This is a genomic window from Halobacillus mangrovi, assembly GCF_002097535.1.
Lineage (GTDB): Bacteria > Bacillota > Bacilli > Bacillales > Halobacillaceae > Halobacillus > Halobacillus mangrovi_A.
Genome location: NZ_CP020772.1, coordinates 324,978 through 344,747 on the forward strand (window position 1 = coordinate 324,978; position 19,770 = coordinate 344,747).

General features: G+C 41.6%; 18 protein-coding genes and 1 pseudogene. 16 read left to right on the top strand and 3 right to left on the bottom strand.

Annotated features, from left to right (window positions below; all coding sequences use genetic code 11):
• The first annotated feature begins 8 nt into the window (after positions 1-8).
• From rbsB to accC, 9 genes are all read left to right on the top strand, one after another.
• Positions 9-956 carry a ribose ABC transporter substrate-binding protein RbsB gene (gene rbsB / locus HM131_RS01805; RefSeq protein WP_085027365.1) on the top strand — a complete coding sequence of 316 codons (948 nt, stop codon included), beginning with the start codon at positions 9-11 and terminating at the stop codon, positions 954-956.
• A 154-nt stretch (positions 957-1,110) separates the two neighbouring features.
• On the top strand, positions 1,111-2,505 hold the full coding sequence (locus HM131_RS01810; protein WP_085027367.1) for a sodium:solute symporter family protein: 1,395 nt from the start codon (positions 1,111-1,113) through the stop codon (positions 2,503-2,505).
• On the top strand, positions 2,502-4,217 hold the full coding sequence (locus HM131_RS01815) for a sensor histidine kinase (protein ID WP_198162700.1): 1,716 nt from the start codon (positions 2,502-2,504) through the stop codon (positions 4,215-4,217). Before HM131_RS01810 ends, HM131_RS01815 begins: the two co-directional genes overlap by 4 nt.
• Positions 4,192-5,568, top strand: a complete 1,377-nt coding sequence (locus tag HM131_RS01820; RefSeq protein WP_085027371.1) for a sigma-54-dependent transcriptional regulator — start codon at positions 4,192-4,194, stop codon at positions 5,566-5,568. Before HM131_RS01815 ends, HM131_RS01820 begins: the two co-directional genes overlap by 26 nt.
• 159 nt (positions 5,569-5,727) lie before the next feature.
• Complete coding sequence (locus HM131_RS01825) at positions 5,728-6,954, top strand: NRAMP family divalent metal transporter (RefSeq protein ID WP_085031734.1); 1,227 nt, start codon at positions 5,728-5,730, stop codon at positions 6,952-6,954.
• 18 nt (positions 6,955-6,972) lie between these two features.
• On the top strand, positions 6,973-7,713 hold the full coding sequence (gene pxpB / locus HM131_RS01830) for a 5-oxoprolinase subunit PxpB (RefSeq protein WP_085027373.1): 741 nt from the start codon (positions 6,973-6,975) through the stop codon (positions 7,711-7,713).
• A gap of 60 nt (positions 7,714-7,773) precedes the next feature.
• Positions 7,774-8,733 (top strand): 5-oxoprolinase subunit C family protein, encoded by a 960-nt coding sequence (locus tag HM131_RS01835; RefSeq protein ID WP_085027375.1) that lies wholly within the window; start codon positions 7,774-7,776, stop codon positions 8,731-8,733.
• 13 nt (positions 8,734-8,746) lie between these two features.
• Entirely contained in the window at positions 8,747-9,226 is a 480-nt protein-coding gene (gene accB, locus HM131_RS01840) for an acetyl-CoA carboxylase biotin carboxyl carrier protein (RefSeq protein ID WP_085027377.1), read from the top strand.
• Positions 9,227-9,240: 14 nt separating this feature from the next.
• Positions 9,241-10,590, top strand: coding sequence for an acetyl-CoA carboxylase biotin carboxylase subunit (gene accC, locus HM131_RS01845; protein WP_085027379.1), 1,350 nt, complete (start codon positions 9,241-9,243; stop codon positions 10,588-10,590).
• Between the two features lie 49 nt (positions 10,591-10,639).
• Here accC and HM131_RS01850 read toward each other — a convergent pair whose 3' ends face one another.
• Positions 10,640-10,939, bottom strand: coding sequence for an ABC transporter permease (locus tag HM131_RS01850; RefSeq protein WP_198162701.1), 300 nt, complete (start codon positions 10,937-10,939; stop codon positions 10,640-10,642).
• 182 nt (positions 10,940-11,121) lie between these two features.
• On the opposite strand from HM131_RS01850, the gene rlmH (HM131_RS01855) reads away from it, so the two are divergent.
• From rlmH (HM131_RS01855) to HM131_RS01870, 4 genes and pseudogenes are all read left to right on the top strand, one after another.
• Positions 11,122-11,601 (top strand): 23S rRNA (pseudouridine(1915)-N(3))-methyltransferase RlmH, encoded by a 480-nt coding sequence (gene rlmH / locus HM131_RS01855; protein WP_085027381.1) that lies wholly within the window; start codon positions 11,122-11,124, stop codon positions 11,599-11,601.
• A gap of 159 nt (positions 11,602-11,760) precedes the next feature.
• Positions 11,761-13,683, top strand: a complete 1,923-nt coding sequence (locus tag HM131_RS01860) for a DUF2075 domain-containing protein (RefSeq protein ID WP_085027383.1) — start codon at positions 11,761-11,763, stop codon at positions 13,681-13,683.
• A gap of 408 nt (positions 13,684-14,091) precedes the next feature.
• Positions 14,092-14,474 (top strand): annotated as a pseudogene (rlmH, locus tag HM131_RS01865) (23S rRNA (pseudouridine(1915)-N(3))-methyltransferase RlmH); the annotation flags it as partial.
• A gap of 666 nt (positions 14,475-15,140) precedes the next feature.
• On the top strand, positions 15,141-16,901 hold the full coding sequence (locus tag HM131_RS01870; protein WP_085027385.1) for an AIPR family protein: 1,761 nt from the start codon (positions 15,141-15,143) through the stop codon (positions 16,899-16,901).
• 362 nt (positions 16,902-17,263) lie between these two features.
• On the opposite strand, the gene HM131_RS01875 is transcribed toward HM131_RS01870, so the two are convergent.
• The gene (locus tag HM131_RS01875) at positions 17,264-17,551 is read right to left on the bottom strand and encodes a hypothetical protein (protein WP_085027387.1); all 288 of its coding nucleotides are present in this window, start codon (positions 17,549-17,551) and stop codon (positions 17,264-17,266) included.
• Positions 17,552-17,678: 127 nt separating this feature from the next.
• Between HM131_RS01875 and dcm the strand changes: the two genes are divergently transcribed.
• The 3 genes from dcm (at position 17,679) to HM131_RS21305 (ending at position 19,320) form a co-directional block, all read left to right on the top strand.
• Positions 17,679-18,683, top strand: a complete 1,005-nt coding sequence (gene dcm / locus HM131_RS01880) for a DNA (cytosine-5-)-methyltransferase (RefSeq protein WP_085027389.1) — start codon at positions 17,679-17,681, stop codon at positions 18,681-18,683.
• On the top strand, positions 18,655-18,846 hold the full coding sequence (locus tag HM131_RS01885; protein ID WP_085027391.1) for a DNA binding protein: 192 nt from the start codon (positions 18,655-18,657) through the stop codon (positions 18,844-18,846). The genes dcm and HM131_RS01885 overlap by 29 nt, the downstream gene beginning before the upstream one ends.
• A 255-nt stretch (positions 18,847-19,101) precedes the next feature.
• The gene (locus HM131_RS21305) at positions 19,102-19,320 is read left to right on the top strand and encodes a type II restriction endonuclease (protein ID WP_198162702.1); all 219 of its coding nucleotides are present in this window, start codon (positions 19,102-19,104) and stop codon (positions 19,318-19,320) included.
• Positions 19,321-19,335: 15 nt separating this feature from the next.
• Here HM131_RS21305 and HM131_RS01895 read toward each other — a convergent pair whose 3' ends face one another.
• On the bottom strand, positions 19,336-19,746 hold the full coding sequence (locus HM131_RS01895) for a very short patch repair endonuclease (RefSeq protein ID WP_085027395.1): 411 nt from the start codon (positions 19,744-19,746) through the stop codon (positions 19,336-19,338).
• Positions 19,747-19,770 lie beyond the last annotated feature (24 nt).

The window sequence follows — 19,770 nt, forward strand, 5'->3', positions numbered from 1 at the left end:
ATTTTTCCATGATGAAATGGATGAAAGCTTTTGGAATTCTAGTATTCGTATTGTTTATTGCCGCTTGCTCCACGGACGCACCAGGAAGCTCGTCAAGTGATGGAGGCGGAGATAGTGAGGAAGCTTCTGGAGATGATACAACGAAAATCGGATTGTCCATCTCTACGTTGAACAACCCGTTCTTTGTTTCACTAAAAGACGGGGCCGAAGCAGCCGCAAAAGATGCAGGCTTTGAAATTACGACCGTCGATGCTCAAAATGATCCTGCTACGCAAGTCAGTGATATCGAAGATTTGCTGCAACAAGACATTGACGTCCTGCTTGTGAACCCCACTGACTCCGCTGCGATCGTTTCAGCCATTGAATCCGCCAACCAGGCAGATGTTCCTGTTATTACTGTTGACCGTACAGCCGATGGAGGAGAAGTTGTTACTCACATCGCTTCTGATAACGTCGCAGGTGGAGAAATGGCTGGTGAATTCATCGCTGAACAACTAGGAGACGAAGGAAAAGTTGTAGAACTTGAAGGAATTCCAGGCGCTTCAGCCACTCGTGAACGAGGGGAAGGCTTCCACAACATCGTTGATTCCAAGGACGGCATCGAAATCGTAGCCAACCAATCCGCGAACTTCGACCGTTCGGAAGGTCTGACGGTTATGGAAAATATCCTTCAGAGTACAGACAGCATCGATGCCGTTTTCGCACATAATGATGAAATGGCTTTAGGTGCGGTTCAAGCGCTTGAATCGAAAAATATGCTCGAAGACGTGATCGTTGTCGGCTTCGATGCGACTGATGACGCGCGTACCGCTGTATCCGAAGGCCGGATGGACGCAACCGTCGCTCAACAGCCTGAGTTGATCGGGGAAGAAGCGATCAGCGCCGCTGGTAAAGTAGCAAAAGACGAATCGGTTGAAGACTTTATTCCAGTTGAGCTCCAACTTGTAACTGAATAAGTACTTTTAAAAAGCCCTCAGCACAGCCTGAGGGCTTTACGTTTCCCTTCGTGATGTTATTATCCGGGGTCTATTTGGTCCATGCTTCTATATTTGTATATAATGATATCTGGACACCCTAACGTCAGACAGAGCCATAAAGGAGCAAATCATAATGGACGAATTGCTTTATCTAGGTGTTTTCCTCTTGTACACGATCGCGATATTGATCCTGGGAAAACACGGATTCGATAAAACAGATGATCTATCCGAATATTTTTTAGCCGGACGTAACTTAAAGACATTTCCAAGTATTGCATCGTTTTGTGCGACTTGGTTTAGTGCGGCTTCGCTCCTTGGCTTACCAGGTTTGATTTATGAGGGCGGGGTGTCGGTGATCTGGACCACTGCCGTAGCGTGGGTCCTCGGAATTATTGGATTGTATGTTATTGCATCAAAGTTATATACATATCGCGTCTTGACCGTACCTGAGTTTTTTCGTATCCGTTATCAATCGAAGTGGTTACAAGTATGGATTGGGATTGTGTTACTGGTCAGCTACTTATTGTATGTCGTCATTCAAATTAGAGGGTTTGGCATCGTGATCAGCCAGATGCTGGAGATTCCTTATTCCGTTAGTGTATGTTTAATTTATATCTTTGTTTTATATACGACGTTCGGCGGCTTGCATTCCGTTGCTCGAACGGATACATTTCATTTTTTCTTAATTTTACTGGGGACGGTTTTAGGAGCCTTTTTAATGCTCAAGGCTGTGGGAGGGATGTCCAACCTTAACCTTGAACGGATCGGTGATGCCCAGGAGGTGACGTTTCTTTCTCCGGACGGACTTTCTGTCTGGTTGTTCGTAAGCGCATTCTTTACGCTTGGGCTCGGGGTAGCGGCGAATCCTCAATATGCGGTTCGAATTTTGTCCGCTAATTCAAAAAGCACGGCAAAAAAGATGCTCGTCGTCAGTTTGGTTTTTGTTGTCGTCATCTATCTATCGATTTTGGTCATGGGTTTAGGTTCGAGGGCACTGGATCCAAATATAACCTTCTTGAGCACAGATGAAATTTACCCTTATGTGATTACCTATCTTCTTCATACCCCATGGAAAAGTATCCTGTTGATTAGTATTGTTGCGGCCTGTATCTCAACAGCCAACTCCCAATTGCTCTTGATGGCAAGCAGCTTTGTCTATGATATCACGCTTCCATTAAGAAGTAAGAGAATCGAAAATCATCGGATCGTGACGTGGACAAGGTGGATGGTTTTTATATTTGCAACCTCTTCTTTGATCATCGCGTTTACCCCTCCAGAAGGAATCGTTCCATTTAGTGGGCACATTTGGGGGATCATCACGGTCTCCTTGTTTTTTCCTTTGTATGGCGGGCTTTTTACAAATATCCCGAAACAGAACGCCCTGTTATCCTCCATTGGCGGAGTGGTGACCTATGCACTCGCCTTCCTGCTGATACCGACGGATTGGCAGACGATGTATCACCCTGTGCTTCCTTCCTTGATGATGGCTGGGTTCTTTTTCTTTGTTAAATGGGGGAAAACAACATGATGCGTAAATCCATTGAACGAAAAATTTTAATTCCCTTCTTACTCATTGTGCTGCTCCCAAGCTTGATTATCGGTGCGGTTTCCTTATGGTCGAGTTATCAGTCAGAAAAGGAATTGAAGCAAACGACGATCAACGAGAAGCTCCATAGCATTCATCAGTACACGAGGCTGTTACATGAGAGGGTCGAAAATGGCGAATTGGATGAATCTGCCGCGCAATCGATGGTTCTCGAGCTTATTCAGGGTACGGAAGGTCTTTATGTTCAAAACGAGGTAGGGGAAGTCTATTACAACGGGGATTCGGTCTCGCATGATCAATTAGACACCCTTTTAGCAGAGGAAAAATCAGGTTTCTTCCAGGAAAGAATCGTCCTCACAAAGAACCTGCCGGAATGGGGATGGAAGCTGTACCATCCTATTGAACTTTCTTTTTATTCTGGCTCTCTCCTGGATATACAAAAATACACGTTGCTCATTAGTATCTTTACAGGGGTGATCGCTGTTCAGTTTACCATTCTGTTCGCTTATCATCTGTCCAAACCAATCAAAGATCTGGCTGCTTTTTGTAAGCGGGTGGCGAAAGGGGAGCCCATGACAGGTCTTGATATGGGAACCAGAAGGAAAGATGAAATTGGCGTACTCGCCACTTCATTAAAAGAAATGGTGTACACACTGGATGAACAGAAACAGCAAATTGATCGAATAAAGCACTTGAATGAAATGATTTTAAACAGCGTTCATGTCGGGATCGTTCTTGTCATCGAAAGAACCGAATTTCTTTATAATAATGCGGCAAAAGAGATCCTTCATAAGGATGATGATTTACAGGAAAAAATAAATCACATGGTGGATCGGCGTTCGAAACAAAGGACGGAAGAGATCATCGAAAGCCATATTTCTGATGAGAAAGCTTTTTATGCCGTCAGCTATCAGGCGATTGGAACAACGGAACAGGATTTAGCGGTCATCACCTTTGAAGATATCACGAATCGAAGAAAATTGGAGCAGCGCGTGGAACGGATGTCACGCTTGGCCTCCCTGGGGGAAATGGCTTCTGGTATTGCGCATGAAATCCGAAACCCATTAGCGGGGATTAAAACGACCACCGAATTATTGATTCGACGACTGGATTTAAGCGATAAACAACTAGCCTTAGCAGAAAATATGCTGATCGACATCGATCGTGTGAATAAAACGATCACAACCACCCTGGATTTCGCGCGGCCCGTTGAATCGCCGCAGTCAAAAGTCATCGCAGACGAAAGCATCAAGTCCATCCTCTTACTTTTAAAGGATGTGGCGAAAGAAAAGAAGGTCACGTTCAAGCATTGTGTTCATGATTTTGAAATGATGGTCAACCGTGACCAGCTGAGACAAATTCTTTTGAATATCATTATGAATGGCTTGAACGCCATGCCGGATGGCGGGGAATTAATCATTGATAGTCAAGCCTCTGCCCATGATGTAACGATAAGTATTACCGATACAGGGGTCGGAATGGATGAAGCGACCATCGAAAAAATCTTTGATCCCTTCTTTACGACACGATCAGAAGGGACAGGTTTGGGGCTCTCGATTGTCCATCAGTTAGTGGTCCAAAATAAAGGGGATATTGATGTAAGAAGCACGTTGCAAAAAGGAACCACGTTTATGATTAGTTTTTCCAAAGCGGAAGGAGGGAGCGAGCATGGCGATGAAAGTAGCGATCATTGATGATGAAACGACGCTTCGGTTAACACTTGAGATGTTTCTAGAGGATGAGGGGTATGAAGTGAGAACAGCATCGACGTTGGAAGAAGGCTGGACGATCATTGATCAATTTCACCCCCACATCACGCTTCTCGATATTCGTCTGCCGGATGGAAATGGTCTCGATTCTTTACTCGATTGGAAAGAGCAGTTTCCTCACATGGCTGTGATTATGCTGACGGCCTATGGGGATGCCAAAACCGCTGTTCGAGCGATGAAGGAAGGGGCATTCGATTATTTAACGAAGCCTTTTGAGCTTGAAGAGCTTAAAGTGACGCTTGAGAAGTGGAACAAACAGCATCATTTAGAGAAAGAAGTCGAGCGATACAGAGAAGAAGAGCGCAGAACGAACCCAGTCCGCATGATCGGTTCCAGTGACCCGATCAATGAACTTCGGGCGAAAATCTCTCTCATAGCGGAGAGCGATAACACGACCGTTTTAGTTCGAGGGGAGACGGGTACTGGAAAGGAGCTTGTTGCGAGAAGCATTCATCAGCAAAGCAGCCGACACGCGGGACCATTTGTTGCGGTGAACTGTGCAAGTATCCCTGCGGATTTGATCGAAGTGGAATTATTCGGAAGAGAAAAAGGGAATCACGCGGTTCACCCGGAGGCTAAGGTCGGGTTAATGGAATGGGCGGATGGAGGGACGCTGTTTCTGGATGAAGTCGGCGACCTTTCTCTCGATTTACAAGTGAAGCTGCTCCGTTTCCTTGAGGATAAAAAGATTAAGCGGGTAGGCAGTGTCCATGACGTTGAAGTCGATGTCCGAGTCATCGCGGCCACCAACCGCTCCCTGGAAGAAATGATTCAAGACAAGGAATTCCGTTCAGATCTCTACTACCGATTGAACGTCGTACCGATCCAGCTGTCTCCTCTCAGAAAGAGGGGCAAGGATATTATTCGCCTGACGGAGCACTTCCTGAATGAATTTTGCCAGCAGATGAGTAAAGAAGTCCCTGTGCTTAAGGAAGATGCCAAAAAGCGCTTGTTAAACTACAGCTGGCCTGGTAATGTAAGAGAATTGAAAAATTCGGTGGAGCGGCTTGCGATCCTGCATCAAAAAAAGGAACTGTCTGCCCACCATTTGGATTTTTTAAGTCCCGTTGAAGCTCCTTCTGAACCATCGGATTACGACAAGGATATCGAGTTTACGGAACAGTTCTCCCTGGAAGATTACCTGGAACGGATCGAGAAGGAATATATTGAAAAAGCGATCCAGGAGTCAAAGTGGAACATTACACAGGCTGGAAAACGGTTGGGTATCAGCCGGTATGCCTTGCAGCGAAGAATCGATAAGTATGATATAACTTAAAAAAACAACTGTGCGAAACCGCCCGATATGGGCGGTTTTTTTGTGCGGAATCTTGTAATAAATTCTGAAAATTTAGTGATATCGTAGAAGTAAGAGATAAAACGTTCTCAAAAAAACAAGGAAAGTAGGAGGAATAGGATGGGATTAAGAAAAGAACAAATGCCAGAGACGTTGGAGCACAGTCCCCAGCAGGAAGTAAAGAAGAAGAGTAAGTGGGGAGTCATTCTTGGTGCCGCGTTTCTGATGGGATCTTCAGCCATTGGACCTGGATTTCTAACTCAAACGGCCGTATTTACGGAACAATTGATGGCCAGTTTTGGATTTGTCATTTTAATGTCGATCATTCTTGATATTGGTGTTCAGGCAAATATTTGGAGAATCATTGCCGTTTCGAAAAAAAGAGGACAGGACATCGCAAATATGGTCCTACCAGGCCTCGGTTATTTCCTTGCGTTTGCCGTCGCTCTTGGCGGACTTGCCTTTAATATCGGAAACGTCGGTGGTGCCGGTCTCGGTATGAACGTCCTGTTTGGCATCGACCCTCGTATCGGAGCAGCCATCACTGGGGCCATCGCCATCGGTGTCTTTTTATCCAAAGAAGCTGGTGTCGCGATGGACAAAATCGCCCGTGTTTTAGGGGGCGCCATGATCTTGCTCACCCTCTACGTCGCCTTTCAAAGTAATCCTCCAGTCGGGGATGCTATTACTCACACCTTTGCCCCGGATCGAATCGATGTGTTTTCCATCATTACGTTAGTAGGTGGAACCGTTGGAGGCTATATCACGTTTGCCGGAGGCCATAGACTGCTCGATGCAGGGGTATCCGGAAAAGAAAACCTTCATCAGGTAACGAAAAGCTCTGTTTCAGGAATTTTAATTGCATCGGTCATGCGGATTTTCTTGTTCCTTGCCGTTTTAGGTGTTGTCGTGACTGGTTTCACACTAGATCCAGCCAACCCACCGGCATCTGTCTTCCAGGAAGCAGCCGGGACGATCGGGTACAAAATGTTCGGCATTGTCCTTTGGGCAGCTGGGATCACATCGGTCATCGGAGCGGCTTATACGTCCGTCTCTTTCCTAAAAACATTATCCAAAAAAATCGCTAACCATGAGAAGGCTGTCACACTTGGTTTCATTATCGTCTCGACCATTATCTTTGCGTTCATTGGAAAACCAGTATTACTGCTGATCCTAGCCGGTGCGTTCAACGGATTGATTTTGCCGATCGCGTTAGGAACGTTATTGATCGCTGCCTACAAAAAATCGATTGTGGGAGATTACAAACACCCGCTCTGGTTAACGATTTTCGGCGGTATCGTATTTATGCTAACGGCTTACTTAGCGGTCGTTACGTTAATCAACAAGATTCCACAGCTATTATCTTAAGGTGAAGGAGGGACGAAGATGAAGCTAACGTATCATGCCCTTGGCGATACAGGGATGCAAATCGTCTTTGGCAGTGAGATTTCTGAACAGACCAATCAGTCGATCCGAATGGTTGCTGATGAATTGAAGCAGCACCCGATTGAAGGGGTGGTGGAATGGGTGCCGGCGTATACGACATTAACCCTCTATTACCAGCCAAGCGTCGTAACCTATGACGAGTTACAAGCAAAAATCACAGACCTCTATGAGGTGCTTCAGGAGCAAAAAGGATCCGTATCTGATTCTCTTGCCTTTCTCCTTCCTACGTACTATGGAGGGGAGACGGGTGAAGACTTGTCTGTCGTCGCTGAACAGAACGGGTTGAGTGAAGAAGACGTCGTGCACATTCATTCAAGTCAGGATTATCTCATTTACATGATGGGCTTTGTTCCAGGGTTCCCTTATTTAGGAGGCATGTCTGAGAAGATTGCCACACCAAGGCGTGGAGACCCTCGTCCTGAGATTGCCCCGGGATCTGTCGGAATCGCCGGCAGCCAAACGGGCGTCTATCCGTTGAAATCTCCGGGTGGCTGGCAGCTCATCGGGCAGACGCCTGTGAAATTATATGACCCCGATAAGGAACAGCCGATTTTATTGGAATCCGGAAGCTACATCCGGTTTGTTCCTATCAGTAAACAGGAATTCGATGAAATCGAGAGCGCTGTCGAGCGCGGGGAGTATACCGTTCAAACGGAAGAGAAGAAGGGAGTCCCTTCATGACATTCATTGATTGGAACGGCGAGATAGGAACTAAGATTCTGCTTGTTGGAGTGAACGCATATGTCTAATCCAGTATTTAAAATTGTCAAACCCGGCCTGCTCACGACAATTCAGGATGAGGGGAGATTCGGGTACCAGCAATATGGGATCGTCGCTTCAGGTGCCATGGATCCGTATGCGCTGAAGATGGCTAATTTCTTAGTCGGAAATGAAGGTCACGAAGCGGCGATCGAAGTGACGGTGATGGGTCCGGAGATCGAGGTCCTTGGAGAAGCGACCCTTGCCATTTGTGGAGGAGATCTATCGCCGAAGTTGAACGGTGAAAAGGTACCGACCTGGAAAAGCTTTGACGTGAAAGAAGGAGACCGGCTTCAATTTGGGCAGCCGGTTCAGGGAGCGAGAGCGTATATCAGCGTGGCCGGTGGCTTTGATCTCCCTGTTGTGATGGGAAGTAAATCGACGTATTTGAAAGCAGAGATCGGCGGTTATGAAGGACGTGCTTTAGCCAAAGGCGATGTGCTTTCAAAAATCGGCAACCAAAAAGCCGTAACCGGTCGAGCGCTCCATCACGATGAAATCCCTGATTACACGCGTGACATGGAAATCCGTGTCGTACCGGGACCTCACCTGGATGCGTTTACCGAGTCTTCCCTGGACACTTTCCTGTCTTCGGAGTATGCAGTGACGCCACAATCGGACCGGATGGGGTTCAGGCTGAAAGGGCCGAAGCTTGAGCATGAGACTTCAGCCGATATTATCTCAGAAGCGATTCCGCTCGGCGGCATTCAAGTCCCGGCGAGTGGTGACCCCATTATTCTAATGGCGGAGCGTCAGACAACAGGCGGATATACAAGGATCGCCACCGTCATATCCAGTGACATCCCTTACCTGGCCCAGGCGATGCCTGGCAGTCACATCCGTTTCCGTGAGGTGACCGTCGAAGAAGCCCAGCAGCTTTCTAATGAGAAGGAACGGTTTATTCGTACATTAGAAAAAGTATCTCGCGTAGGCAGAACGTAAAGGAGAATGTATCATGTTAAATTCAAAAGAAATCATCGACATTATTAACCATGTGAACGGTTCAACCGTGGATGGCGTTCATTATGAGCATAAGGATTTCGTTTTAAAGGTAACCAATCAAGGCTCAGGCAAAAAAGAAGGTACCAAACAGGAGAAGCCGGTGAGCCGTCCTGTTCAGAAGGAGGAAGAAAAGCCTCACGAAGCACAATCTCCGGATGACTCCCGCAAGGAATCCACCAAAAATGAACTGGACACACATACGATTACCGCTTCGATGGTTGGCGTGTTTTATGATACCCCGTCTCCTGATGAGCCTGCCTTCATCCAGGAAGGAGATACCGTGGACGAGGATACCGTCGTCTGTGTGTTAGAAGCCATGAAAATGTTCAATGACGTTCATGCCGACGTGAAAGGTACGGTAAAGGAAATCCTTGTGAATAACGGAGAGCTTGTTGAATTCGGACAACCGTTATTTGTCGTGGAACCAGCATGAAGGAGGGGTGTGCTATGGGAATCAAGAAAGTGTTAGTGGCGAATCGGGGCGAAATCGCGGTTCGGATCATCCGGGCCTGCCATGAATTAAACATGGAGGCGGTCGCTATCTACTCAGAAGCAGACAAGGATGCTCTTCATGTGCAGCTGGCAGATGAAAGCTATTGCATCGGGAAGGCCTCTTCGACCGAGAGCTACTTGAACGTCGCCAACATCATGACCGTTGCCTTAAATGCCGACGTTGATGCCATCCACCCCGGTTATGGGTTTCTGTCAGAAAATGCTCAGTTTGCTGAGATTTGCGAGGACAACGATGTGATTTTCGTTGGACCGAGTAAGCGAGCGATTCAGCAAATGGGAATGAAGGATGTTGCGAGAGAAACGATGGAAAAAGCCAATGTCCCCATTGTTCCTGGATCGGATGGAATCGTTCAAAGCAACGAAGAAGCGACGCGCCTTGCTCACGACATCGGCTTTCCGGTGATTATCAAAGCCGCATCCGGCGGGGGTGGAAAAGGCATTCGTGTTGTTGAAAAAGAGGAAGAACTGACCAAGGCGCTGAACGTCACCAAACAAGAAGCAGAAAAAGCGTTCGGGAATCCAGGGGTTTATATTGAGAAGTTCATCGAAGATTTCAGACATATCGAAATTCAGGTTCTCGGCGATCGTTATGGTAATGTCATTCACCTCGGGGAAAGAGACTGCTCGATCCAGCGCAACATGCAAAAGCTCGTTGAAGAAACGCCGTCCCCTGCACTAAGTGAAGCGGTACGTGCGCAAATGGGAGAAGCAGCCGTGCGTGCGGCCAAAGCGGTCGACTACACAGGAGCCGGCACCATCGAATTCATTTATGATCACACCGGTAACTTTTATTTCATGGAGATGAATACAAGGATTCAAGTGGAGCACCCCGTGACGGAAATGGTAACAGGGATCGATCTCGTCAAAGAACAATTGAACGTAGCTAATGGTCAACCGCTGTCCTATCAACAAGAAGATGTTGTTCTGAATGGCTGGTCCATGGAATGCCGGATTAACGCTGAAGATCCTTCCAACGGATTCATGCCATCCGCGGGGAAAGTCGATACCTACATCCCTCCAGGAGGCTTTGGCGTCCGCGTCGACTCTGCCGTCTATCAAGGCTACAGCATTCCTCCGTTTTACGATTCGATGGTTGCGAAATTAATTACTTATGGAGAGACTCGTGAGGAAGCACGAGCCCGAATGAAACGGGCTCTGAGAGAATTTAAAGTCTCCGGTATTCATACAACGATTGATTTTCATAGAAACTTGTTAACTCATGAGAAGTTCATCGAGGGAGATTTTAATACGAAGTTTCTAGAGTTGCATGAAGTTAAAGGTTGAATCCATAGAATGATCAAAGCCCTCAGGACTAGCCTGAGGGCTTTACTTGTTAGCTTCGGGATTGCCGCAGGAAACGAGGGTAAGAGACTAATGCCAGAATTCCGCCCGCGACTCCAGCCACAATCAGGATTATTAGATTCAGCCAGATATCAGACACGCCTCCATCAGATAGAATGACCTCTTTGTATCCCTGCAGTGCCCAGTACTGAGGCAAAGCTTTACTGATGTTCTGAACGACCTCCGGTATAAACTCAACCGGCATCCATAAGCCGCCTAAGAGCACACCTCCTAAGGCAAGAATCAGCGTTATGGCAACCTCCATATTTTCCGTTCTCACAATCACAGCCATCGCCATGTCCCACCAGGTCGCGATAAAAGCCCACGCCAGAGAGAGCAACCGGGTATCCGAGCGGACCTAAAGTGACTCTTATCGTATCCCAGAGATTATAGGATTCAGAATTTTAAAAAATCAAAGACCATGTGAGACATGATAAAATGAAAGCAACAATAGTTGTATGGAGGAAACGGATTATGAAAATTACCATCGTCACAGTCGGAAAACTGAAAGAAAAATATTTGAAGCAAGGCATTGCCGAATATGTCAAACGCCTCGGCCCGTATGCGAAGGTTGATGTCGTGGAAGTCGCTGATGAAAAAGCACCGGAGAATCTGAGCCAAGCACAAATGGAGGAAGTGAAGGAAAAAGAAGGGGAGCGGATCCTTTCGAAGATTTCACAGGACAGTTATGTCATCACCTTAGAAATCGAAGGCAAGAAGCTGACTTCAGAAAAGCTCGCCAAAAAGGTGGACGACCTTGCGACATATGGAAAAAGTAAGGTGGCTTTTGTAATCGGTGGGTCGCTGGGATTAAGTGATAAGGTGTTGGAGCGAAGTAATTTTGGTTTGTCGTTTTCGAATATGACGTTTCCTCACCAGTTAATGCGTTTGATGCTGTTGGAGCAAGTATATAGGGCATTTAAGATTATTAGGAACGAGCCTTATCATAAGTAAATAAGTTTATATTCAGTTCGCCTATTATGAACTGAACAACAGGCATTTTGAGTGACATCAGTGAATTACAAAAATTTGAATTATATTGAAAAAGAGGGAATTTATTCTTCCATTATTTGTTACAATATTTTTAAAAACTAAATTACAGGTGTGATATAAATGATAGTTTACGAAGCTACAAAAAAAGACTTCTGCAACGATGTCTTCCAAGATACTCTCGTTACCAATATTGTTACTAACTATAACAACAGAATTGGTCATATTAACCAGAACGAAGTAAGGTCTTGGAATAATTCTATGCAATATATGTACCGTGTCCTTATGGATAATGAGATACCTGAAGATGCAGGTATAGCTATCGAATTTCAAATTCCTCATACTTCTAAAAGAGTTGACTTGCTTATCTCCGGCAAGGATGGGGAAGGTGGCTCTGTCGTTGTTGTGGAATTAAAACAGTGGGAGAAAATTGAAAAAATAGCAGGCAAAGAGGCCATAGTGAAAACAATTATTAATCGAGGGATGCGAGAAACCACTCACCCTTCTTATCAAGCATGGTCTTATGCTGCCCTTATAAAAGACTACAATGAGAATGCTCAAAAGGAGGATATAAACCTCTACCCTTGTGCTTATCTACATAATTACAATGCTTTAGGCACTGAAGATCCTTTGACGGATAAAGTTTATGGGTACTATGTTGAAATGGCACCTGTATTTGTTAAAGGTGGCGCAGCTGATCTACGGTCCTTTATAAAGCGGCATATAAAGTTTGGAGACAATAAAGAAAACTTATATAAAATAGAGAGTGGTCGCATTAGACCCTCAAAATCGTTACAAGACTCCTTAAATAGCATGCTTAAAGGTAACGAAGAGTTTATCATGATTGATGACCAAAAAGTTATCTACGAAACCGCGTTGCAGCTGGCTAAGAAAGCAACAAGAACAGGGACTAAACAGGTACTCATCGTACGTGGTGGACCAGGGACTGGGAAGTCAGTTTTAGCTGTAAATCTACTCGTTGAATTAACGAACCGAAGTCTTGTTACTCAATATGTCACTAAAAATGCAGCGCCTCGAAAGGTATACGCCAATAAGTTAAAGAAAGATTTCCGTAAAGGCCATATCGATAATTTGTTTAAAGGGTCAGGTAGTTATGTGGATGCTCCTGAAAATGAATTTGATGTACTGATAGTAGATGAAGCTCACCGATTAAATGAAAAGTCAGGAATGTTCCAACACCTGGGTGAGAACCAAATAAAAGAAATTATAAATGCTTCTAAACTATCTATCTTTTTTATTGATGAGAGACAGAGAGTCACTTTAAAAGATAAAGGTAATGTTAAGACGATTGAGGAATTTGCCCAAGCAGAGAAGGCAGAGATTACACTAGGGTACTTGGAATCACAGTTTCGGTGTAATGGGTCAGATGGGTTTCTAGCATGGGTAGATGATGTATTAGAAATTAGACAAACGGCCAATGCTGACTTTATTGATAGTAGTTATGATGTACAGATTTTTTCAGATCCAAATGAACTGTTTAATACCATTCAAGAATTAAATAAGGGAAATAATAAATCTCGCCTAGTAGCCGGTTACTGTTGGGACTGGATTAAAGAGGGGAAAAACCAGTCTGATGTGCACGACATTCAAATTAAAGAGAAGAACTTCGCTAAAAGCTGGAACTTAGGTAATTCTGAAACATGGGCAATAGATGAAGAGTCTGTTCATGAAGTTGGTTGCATTCACACCTGTCAGGGGTTGGAATTTGACTATGTGGGTGTAATTATTGGTGATGATTTAATCTTTGAAAACGGTCAAATAAAAACGGATTATACTCAAAGAGCTAGTACAGATAGTTCCCTTAGAGGAATCAAGAAAATGGCAAAAAGTAACCCACAGAAAGCTGAGCGTGTAGCAGATGAGATCATTCGTAATACCTATAGAACTTTACTGACCCGAGGACAGAAAGGTTGTTATATTTATTGCACTAATAAGGATTTGGAAGAATATTTAAAGTATAGAGTAAATTATTTATCGAAGACTTATAGCAATAAAATTGCAGAAGAAGTAGAAGAATACAAGTAATTTATAATAAAAAAATCCACCTTTTATGGATTTTTTGTTCTCCTTGTCTGATCCCCACTACGCTAATACCCTAACGTAGTGGGGGTCAGACACTTTCATTTCTGATCGAGCATTTCATCCATGCGATGCTGCAAATTTTTTCCTTTTAAATCATAGAGGGTTCCAAAAAGGATCAGGTTGTCACGCGCTGAGAGTAACTTCATGCGAGATGTAGCCCATCTATTGTTTAATTTTCAGGCGATCCTTGGAAACCTTCCAGTCTCTGACACTAATGTCCCCGTTAAAATTAAGCAAAATTCCAGATAAAATCTAGCATGAGCGTCGACTTGCGGCTCCATTCGATTTGACAAGCCCAAAGCACATGCCCTCATTAATCTTGAAACTGATGTCATCTAACGCCTGGAGGGAGTTGATGTAGTCGAAGTCGCTGATGAAAAGCACCAGAAAACTTGAGTGAAGCGCAGATCGAGGAAGTGAAGCATAAAGAAGGGGAGCGGATCCTTTCGAAGATATCACAGGACAACTATAAGATTACACTTGAAATCCAAGGCAAACAGCTGACTTCAGAGGAACTCACGAAAAGGATGGACAAACTTGCGACGTACGGAAAAAGTAAGGTTGCGTTTGTAATTGGAGGGTCATTGGGATTATGTGATGGGGTGCTGGAGCGGAGTGATTATGTATTGTCGTTTTCGAATATGACGTTCCCGCACAAGTTGATGCGTTTGATGTTAGTGGAGCAGGTGTATCGTGCGTTTAAGATTATTAGGAATGAACCTTATCATAAGTAACTGCGGTATGTTAATGGCTATGATTATAAAACTTTCAGTCAGTGGGGAGAGATTTTAGAGATGGAGTTATCGTCATCGCTATATTAGATCGTCTTCTTTTTATTTTCAGAGTATTCTCAATCAACGTAGCCAGTTATAGGATGAAAAGCCGATTTTAAAAATTAACCGTCATTTTTATATATTTTTATTCTAGGGATTTTGTATAAAACGTACATAATTTAGAGAACAGGAGGATGAAAGGTGAATCTTATGGATCTTAAATCAAGAACTAATTATTCACCAGGATATTTTCATGATACCGCTTTCAAATAAAAGTCCAGAAAGTAAGAAAAAAAGAATGAAAAGTGAATAATAAGAGCAGGGACAAACATAAAAGCAGCTATTCTAAACCCGTGAATTTTGGACAAGGGCAGTGACAAACTAATCATTATTTAATGGTAATATTATGTGTAATATCTAAATATTAGTAACAATTTGGATGAGACTTGTTGTAAAATAGTGTGTAAGTAAGTAGATTGTCTTTGTTGAGGGTGGGACCTTAATATTAATAGTATTATAGGTTGTTATAAATGTATGAAATTTTAAAGTTCATCCTTGTTTGGAAGTATGTGTAGGTACATTCAATAAGATATAATTAATTATACTAAAGTTTGAAAGGCTGAAATCATGAAAAATTTAATAGTTAAAAACTTTTTAAGTCAGTTTAAAAATAACTTTGAGTTAGAAGAAGAACAAGAAGATGTACTGTTTGAACAGTTTATTAATTATTGCGTCCTTAATAATCATGTAATTGATTCAGAGCGGAATTTTCAGGATATGGATACTGGGACAGCTAAGGCTATTGATGGAATAGCTATTCTTGTAAATAATAAACTTGTTCTTAATGAAGAAGACTTAAATGTATTAATAAAAAACAATAATATCCTTTCAGTCGATTTTGTTTTTGTACAATCGAAGACTTCGCCAAGCTTTTCAGATGCAGACGTTAATTATTTTTTTAAACATGTTGAACAGTTTATTTGTAATTATGAATGTTCAATAAGTGAGTTAGAGAAATTTTGGGAGTTGAAAAATATTATATATGAAAATTCCCATTTATTTAGAAAAGGAAATCCGAATTGTATAATGTATTATGCAACATCATCACCAACTACTGAAATTAGCTCAGATATAGAGGATACGATTAAATACGGACTGAAATCTTTAAGTGACACAGGTTTATTATCTGATTATATAGACTTTAATCCTCTTGGTGTTAAAGAGATTCAAAGGTTGTATAGAAAGATTGATGCAGATTTAGAAGCATCTTTCCGCTTTCCCAAAAATGTTTCATTTTCATATGACGGGGATAAGATTACGTCCGCATATTTTGGTTTAGTTGATATTAGTGAATACATGCATTTACTTTACGACGATGAAACAGCAGGTGTTAAAAATGTGTTTGAAGACAATATACGAGATTACTTAGGTATAGAGAATAATGAAGTAAACAGTAATATGCAGGACAGACTTAAGCATGAAGAGGCTCAACTTTTTGGGATTCTTAATAATGGGGTAACTGTAGTGGCAGATGAAATAAAGCCCGTAGGCGAGAAGTTTCACCTAATTAATTATCAAATTGTAAATGGTTGTCAGACCAGTAATGTTATATTTGATAATTATAAAAGCTTAAAGGAAAAAAGTATATCGTTACCAATCCGAATTATTTCTACGAAAGATGAGGAAACCAAGAATGAAATTGTAAGAGCTACAAACAGTCAAACTGGATTAAAACCCGAGCAATTAGATTCTCTTAGTAACTTCCACAAAATGTTAGAGGAGTTTTATAACTCAAAAAATAGCTTACATGAGAAATCAGGTGAGTTTGATGTTTGTGTTTACTATGAGAGAAGATCTAATCAATATAGAAATGAAGCTATCCCACAAACTAAAATAATTAATATCCCTAAACAAATAAAAGCTGTTACCTCCATGGTATTAGATAACCCACATGGAGTTTCTGGACATTATGGAACAGTTGCTAAAAAAGTTAAAGGACATATTTTTCAAGATGGGGACTATGCTGAACCATACTATGCAAGTGCTTTATTGTTATATAGAGTAGAAACCTTTTTTAGAAAAAATAGAGACTATAGACAATTCACAAGGATGAGATGGCATATTCTAATGGCTGTAAAATATCTATCAGGCTATAGTCCAAAGTATTTAAATTCTAGGGATAGCTATAAGTTCTCGAATGAAATCGTTAAGAAAATAAACACAGAGAATAATGCCAACCAATTAATTATAAAAGCCATAAACCATATCAATATAATGATAAATAATGAAAAATTAGATTTAGAAGATAGAAAGGTTTTCGAAAGAAAAGAAACTACAGATAAGCTGAAAAAGCATCTTAGGGAATTAAATAAAGAGGAAATACATTAGGTTTTGGTTTAAAGGGATACTTTTTGGTATTCCTTTAAATTTTGCTAATATTAGAATGACAACGAACAAAATAAGATAATCCAACTAAAATCCTAAAAATAACCACCCTATTGTTATTTGATATTACGGTAGTTACGGTGGACTTTACCGCAAATAACGAATTTATTAAATTATAAGGCAATTATTATAGGTTGTACTTTTAGAAGTGTGTGGTTCGTGAAGTACATAAGATACTCTTCTGTATTGTTGGAAGGGGGTTGGAAGTGTTTTTTGGTTCTTAGTTAGCCTAGGTTTTTGGCAACTTTGCCAGTGTCTTCTGGATTTCTATCCCAATCTCTATTTACAAGAAAGAGAGTATAAATCTACTCTCCAAGTAATTGGATAGTAAAACCTTCTGTTATAGACAATTGATTTATTAATTTCCAGTCAAATTCATCATGGATAATCTCATTGATAAAAAGTATATCTATTTCGTGTAAAGGTCTACTAATTAAATCATTAAAATGATATCTCTCTCTATGGGCGTCAACGAAAACTCCCTTAATTACGTGTTGGTCATTAAAATTGTGTAATTCTTTATTTATGCATTGGATTACCCGATTTGTGTCTTCGTTATTTGCTAATCGATAATAAACTGCTATATTCGACACTTGAATCCCCTCCGCATTTTAGGGTATCGTTAATAATACAATTTAATTATTCTAACATACATGTCGAACAAAGTTAATCTAAATTTGCTATAATAAGTATAAGCACAAATGTTCGTGAGGTGAAGTGATGTTATATAAATTTATAGACTTATTTGCAGGAATTGGTGGTATTCGATTAGCCTTCGAAGAATATGGCGAATGCGTTTTCTCATCAGAGTGGGATAATAAAGCTAAAGAAACTTACAAGTTAAATTTTGGTGAGGAACCAGAAGGGGATATTACAGAGATAGAAGAAAAAAATATACCTGATCATGATATTCTTCTTGCTGGTTTTCCTTGTCAACCATTTTCACTTGCTGGCGTAAGCAAGAAAAATAGTTTAGGAAAGCAACATGGTTTCTTGGACGAAACACAAGGGACTTTATTTTTTGATATTGCCCGCATTATAAAAGAAAAACAGCCACAGGCTTTTCTCCTTGAGAATGTAAAAAATCTCAGGAGCCATGACAAAGGTAAGACCTTTAAAATGATTAAAAAGGTTTTAGAGAAAGAGTTAGGGTACTCTGTATACGATAGGGTGATTAATGCAAAAGGTTTAGTTCCCCAAAATAGAGAGCGTATATATATTGTAGGCTTTAAGAAGCCCCTTCATTTTGAATTCCCAGTCATACCGGAGGAGGGCCCCCCCCTATGGACTATCCTAGAGGATAACGTAATTGATAAATACACTTTATCAGATAAACTATGGAACTATCTCCAAGCTTACAAAGAAAAGCATAGTAAAAAAGGAAATGGATTTGGTTTTGGACTTGCAGATTTAAATTCAAATAGCAGGACATTATCAGCGCGTTATCATAAAGATGGAAGCGAGATATTAATACCTCAAGGGGAAGGAAAAAACCCAAGAAGGTTGACACCTAGAGAATGTGCTAGATTACAAGGATTTCCAGAAACGTTTAAAATTGAGGTTAGTGACACGGCTGCTTATAAACAATTTGGCAATAGTGTTGCTGTTCCTGTAGTTAGGGATATTGCGAAAAACATGATTTATGCTATTGAACAGGATAAACCTATTGAAAACGTTGAGGAGGTCAAGGTCGAGCATGCAGGAAGAGTTAGACAACCTAACTAATGCAATTGAGGCGGCCGGACAGAGTGGTCGCTTTTTTTGTGAGTTTTTATCTCCAAACGATGCAGGTGTAAATGGAGCCCATCAGGATGGGGTATATTTAAACAGTGGTTCATGGGATATCTTCTTCAATAATGCTTCTGTTTCTGTATCCGGGATAGAGTAGTAAGAGTGCATATAGACGGTTGGCAACCATTTGATAGTAGGATTATGTATTATACTTCTAAAAAGGAATTCCGTATCACCCGTTTTTGGTCAAATGCTCCGTTTAATCGTAGGGAAATGGTAGGGGCGTTAATTCTATTTATACCTTATCGAAAGAAGATTATAAAGTATATATCTATCATCTGCATTATATACAATGTAATTATCTGCAATTGATAATGAAAATGTTTGTAAGAACTTCTCTATTTCTTCCTCTGTGTTAAAAGGAGAAAGAGTACCAAACAAACATCTTCTAACGTTACAGCAGGGGGTATCCGAAAATCTGTTAGAGGAAATGGAGAATGCCCGGTTGCAGTTAGTTGTTCCAGAACCTTACCACAAACAGTATCCAGAAGTATATAGAGATAAATTATGGTCTGTTAGTAAGTTTATTGATTACGCAAATGAAAAATTCTATAGGATTTATCATATATAGACCCCTTCGGTGGTTTTATTTGGCAAGTTCTATAAATTTGGCAATTTTATTCACTGTTCCTTCCAAGTCTTCCTTTATTTCATGCTCCCATATTCGCAAGAGATTCCAATCTTTAGCCTCATAATGATTATTCACTTCTTTATCCCGAGCAACATTTCTATTTAATTTCTTCTTCCAGAACTCTGAATTTGTCTGTGGCATATTCCCATGTAAGGGACAGCGGTGGAAGAAACAGGAGTCAATAAAAATGACCACTTTATATTTTTTTATTGAGATATCCGGTTTTCCTGTCAGACTTTTAGTGTTTCTGCGAAAACGATAGCCTTTCTTCCATAATTCACTGCTAACAATCTTTTCAAGTTTGGAAACAGACTTGATTGCTTTCATGTTTTTCCTTCGCTGCTCTTTACTCATAACATCACCCATGTTATTCACCTCTATTTATATTCT

Excerpts from the sequence above, each read along its gene's own strand:
- HM131_RS01860 (WP_085027383.1), top strand. The coding sequence starts at position 11,761 with ATGATAGTTTACGAAGCTACAAAAAAAGACTTCTGCAACGATGTCTTC.
- accC (WP_085027379.1), top strand. The coding sequence starts at position 9,241 with ATGGGAATCAAGAAAGTGTTAGTGGCGAATCGGGGCGAAATCGCGGTT.
- dcm (WP_085027389.1), top strand. The coding sequence starts at position 17,679 with ATGTTATATAAATTTATAGACTTATTTGCAGGAATTGGTGGTATTCGA.
- rlmH (WP_085027381.1), top strand. The coding sequence starts at position 11,122 with ATGAAAATTACCATCGTCACAGTCGGAAAACTGAAAGAAAAATATTTG.
- accB (WP_085027377.1), top strand. The coding sequence starts at position 8,747 with ATGTTAAATTCAAAAGAAATCATCGACATTATTAACCATGTGAACGGT.
- rbsB (WP_085027365.1), top strand. The coding sequence starts at position 9 with ATGATGAAATGGATGAAAGCTTTTGGAATTCTAGTATTCGTATTGTTT.
- HM131_RS01810 (WP_085027367.1), top strand. The coding sequence starts at position 1,111 with ATGGACGAATTGCTTTATCTAGGTGTTTTCCTCTTGTACACGATCGCG.
- pxpB (WP_085027373.1), top strand. The coding sequence starts at position 6,973 with ATGAAGCTAACGTATCATGCCCTTGGCGATACAGGGATGCAAATCGTC.
- HM131_RS01895 (WP_085027395.1), bottom strand. The coding sequence starts at position 19,746 with ATGGGTGATGTTATGAGTAAAGAGCAGCGAAGGAAAAACATGAAAGCA.
- HM131_RS01815 (WP_198162700.1), top strand. The coding sequence starts at position 2,502 with ATGATGCGTAAATCCATTGAACGAAAAATTTTAATTCCCTTCTTACTC.
- HM131_RS01850 (WP_198162701.1), bottom strand. The coding sequence starts at position 10,939 with ATGGCTGTGATTGTGAGAACGGAAAATATGGAGGTTGCCATAACGCTG.
- HM131_RS01885 (WP_085027391.1), top strand. The coding sequence starts at position 18,655 with ATGCAGGAAGAGTTAGACAACCTAACTAATGCAATTGAGGCGGCCGGA.
- HM131_RS01820 (WP_085027371.1), top strand. The coding sequence starts at position 4,192 with ATGGCGATGAAAGTAGCGATCATTGATGATGAAACGACGCTTCGGTTA.
- HM131_RS01825 (WP_085031734.1), top strand. The coding sequence starts at position 5,728 with ATGCCAGAGACGTTGGAGCACAGTCCCCAGCAGGAAGTAAAGAAGAAG.
- HM131_RS01835 (WP_085027375.1), top strand. The coding sequence starts at position 7,774 with ATGTCTAATCCAGTATTTAAAATTGTCAAACCCGGCCTGCTCACGACA.
- HM131_RS01870 (WP_085027385.1), top strand. The coding sequence starts at position 15,141 with ATGAAAAATTTAATAGTTAAAAACTTTTTAAGTCAGTTTAAAAATAAC.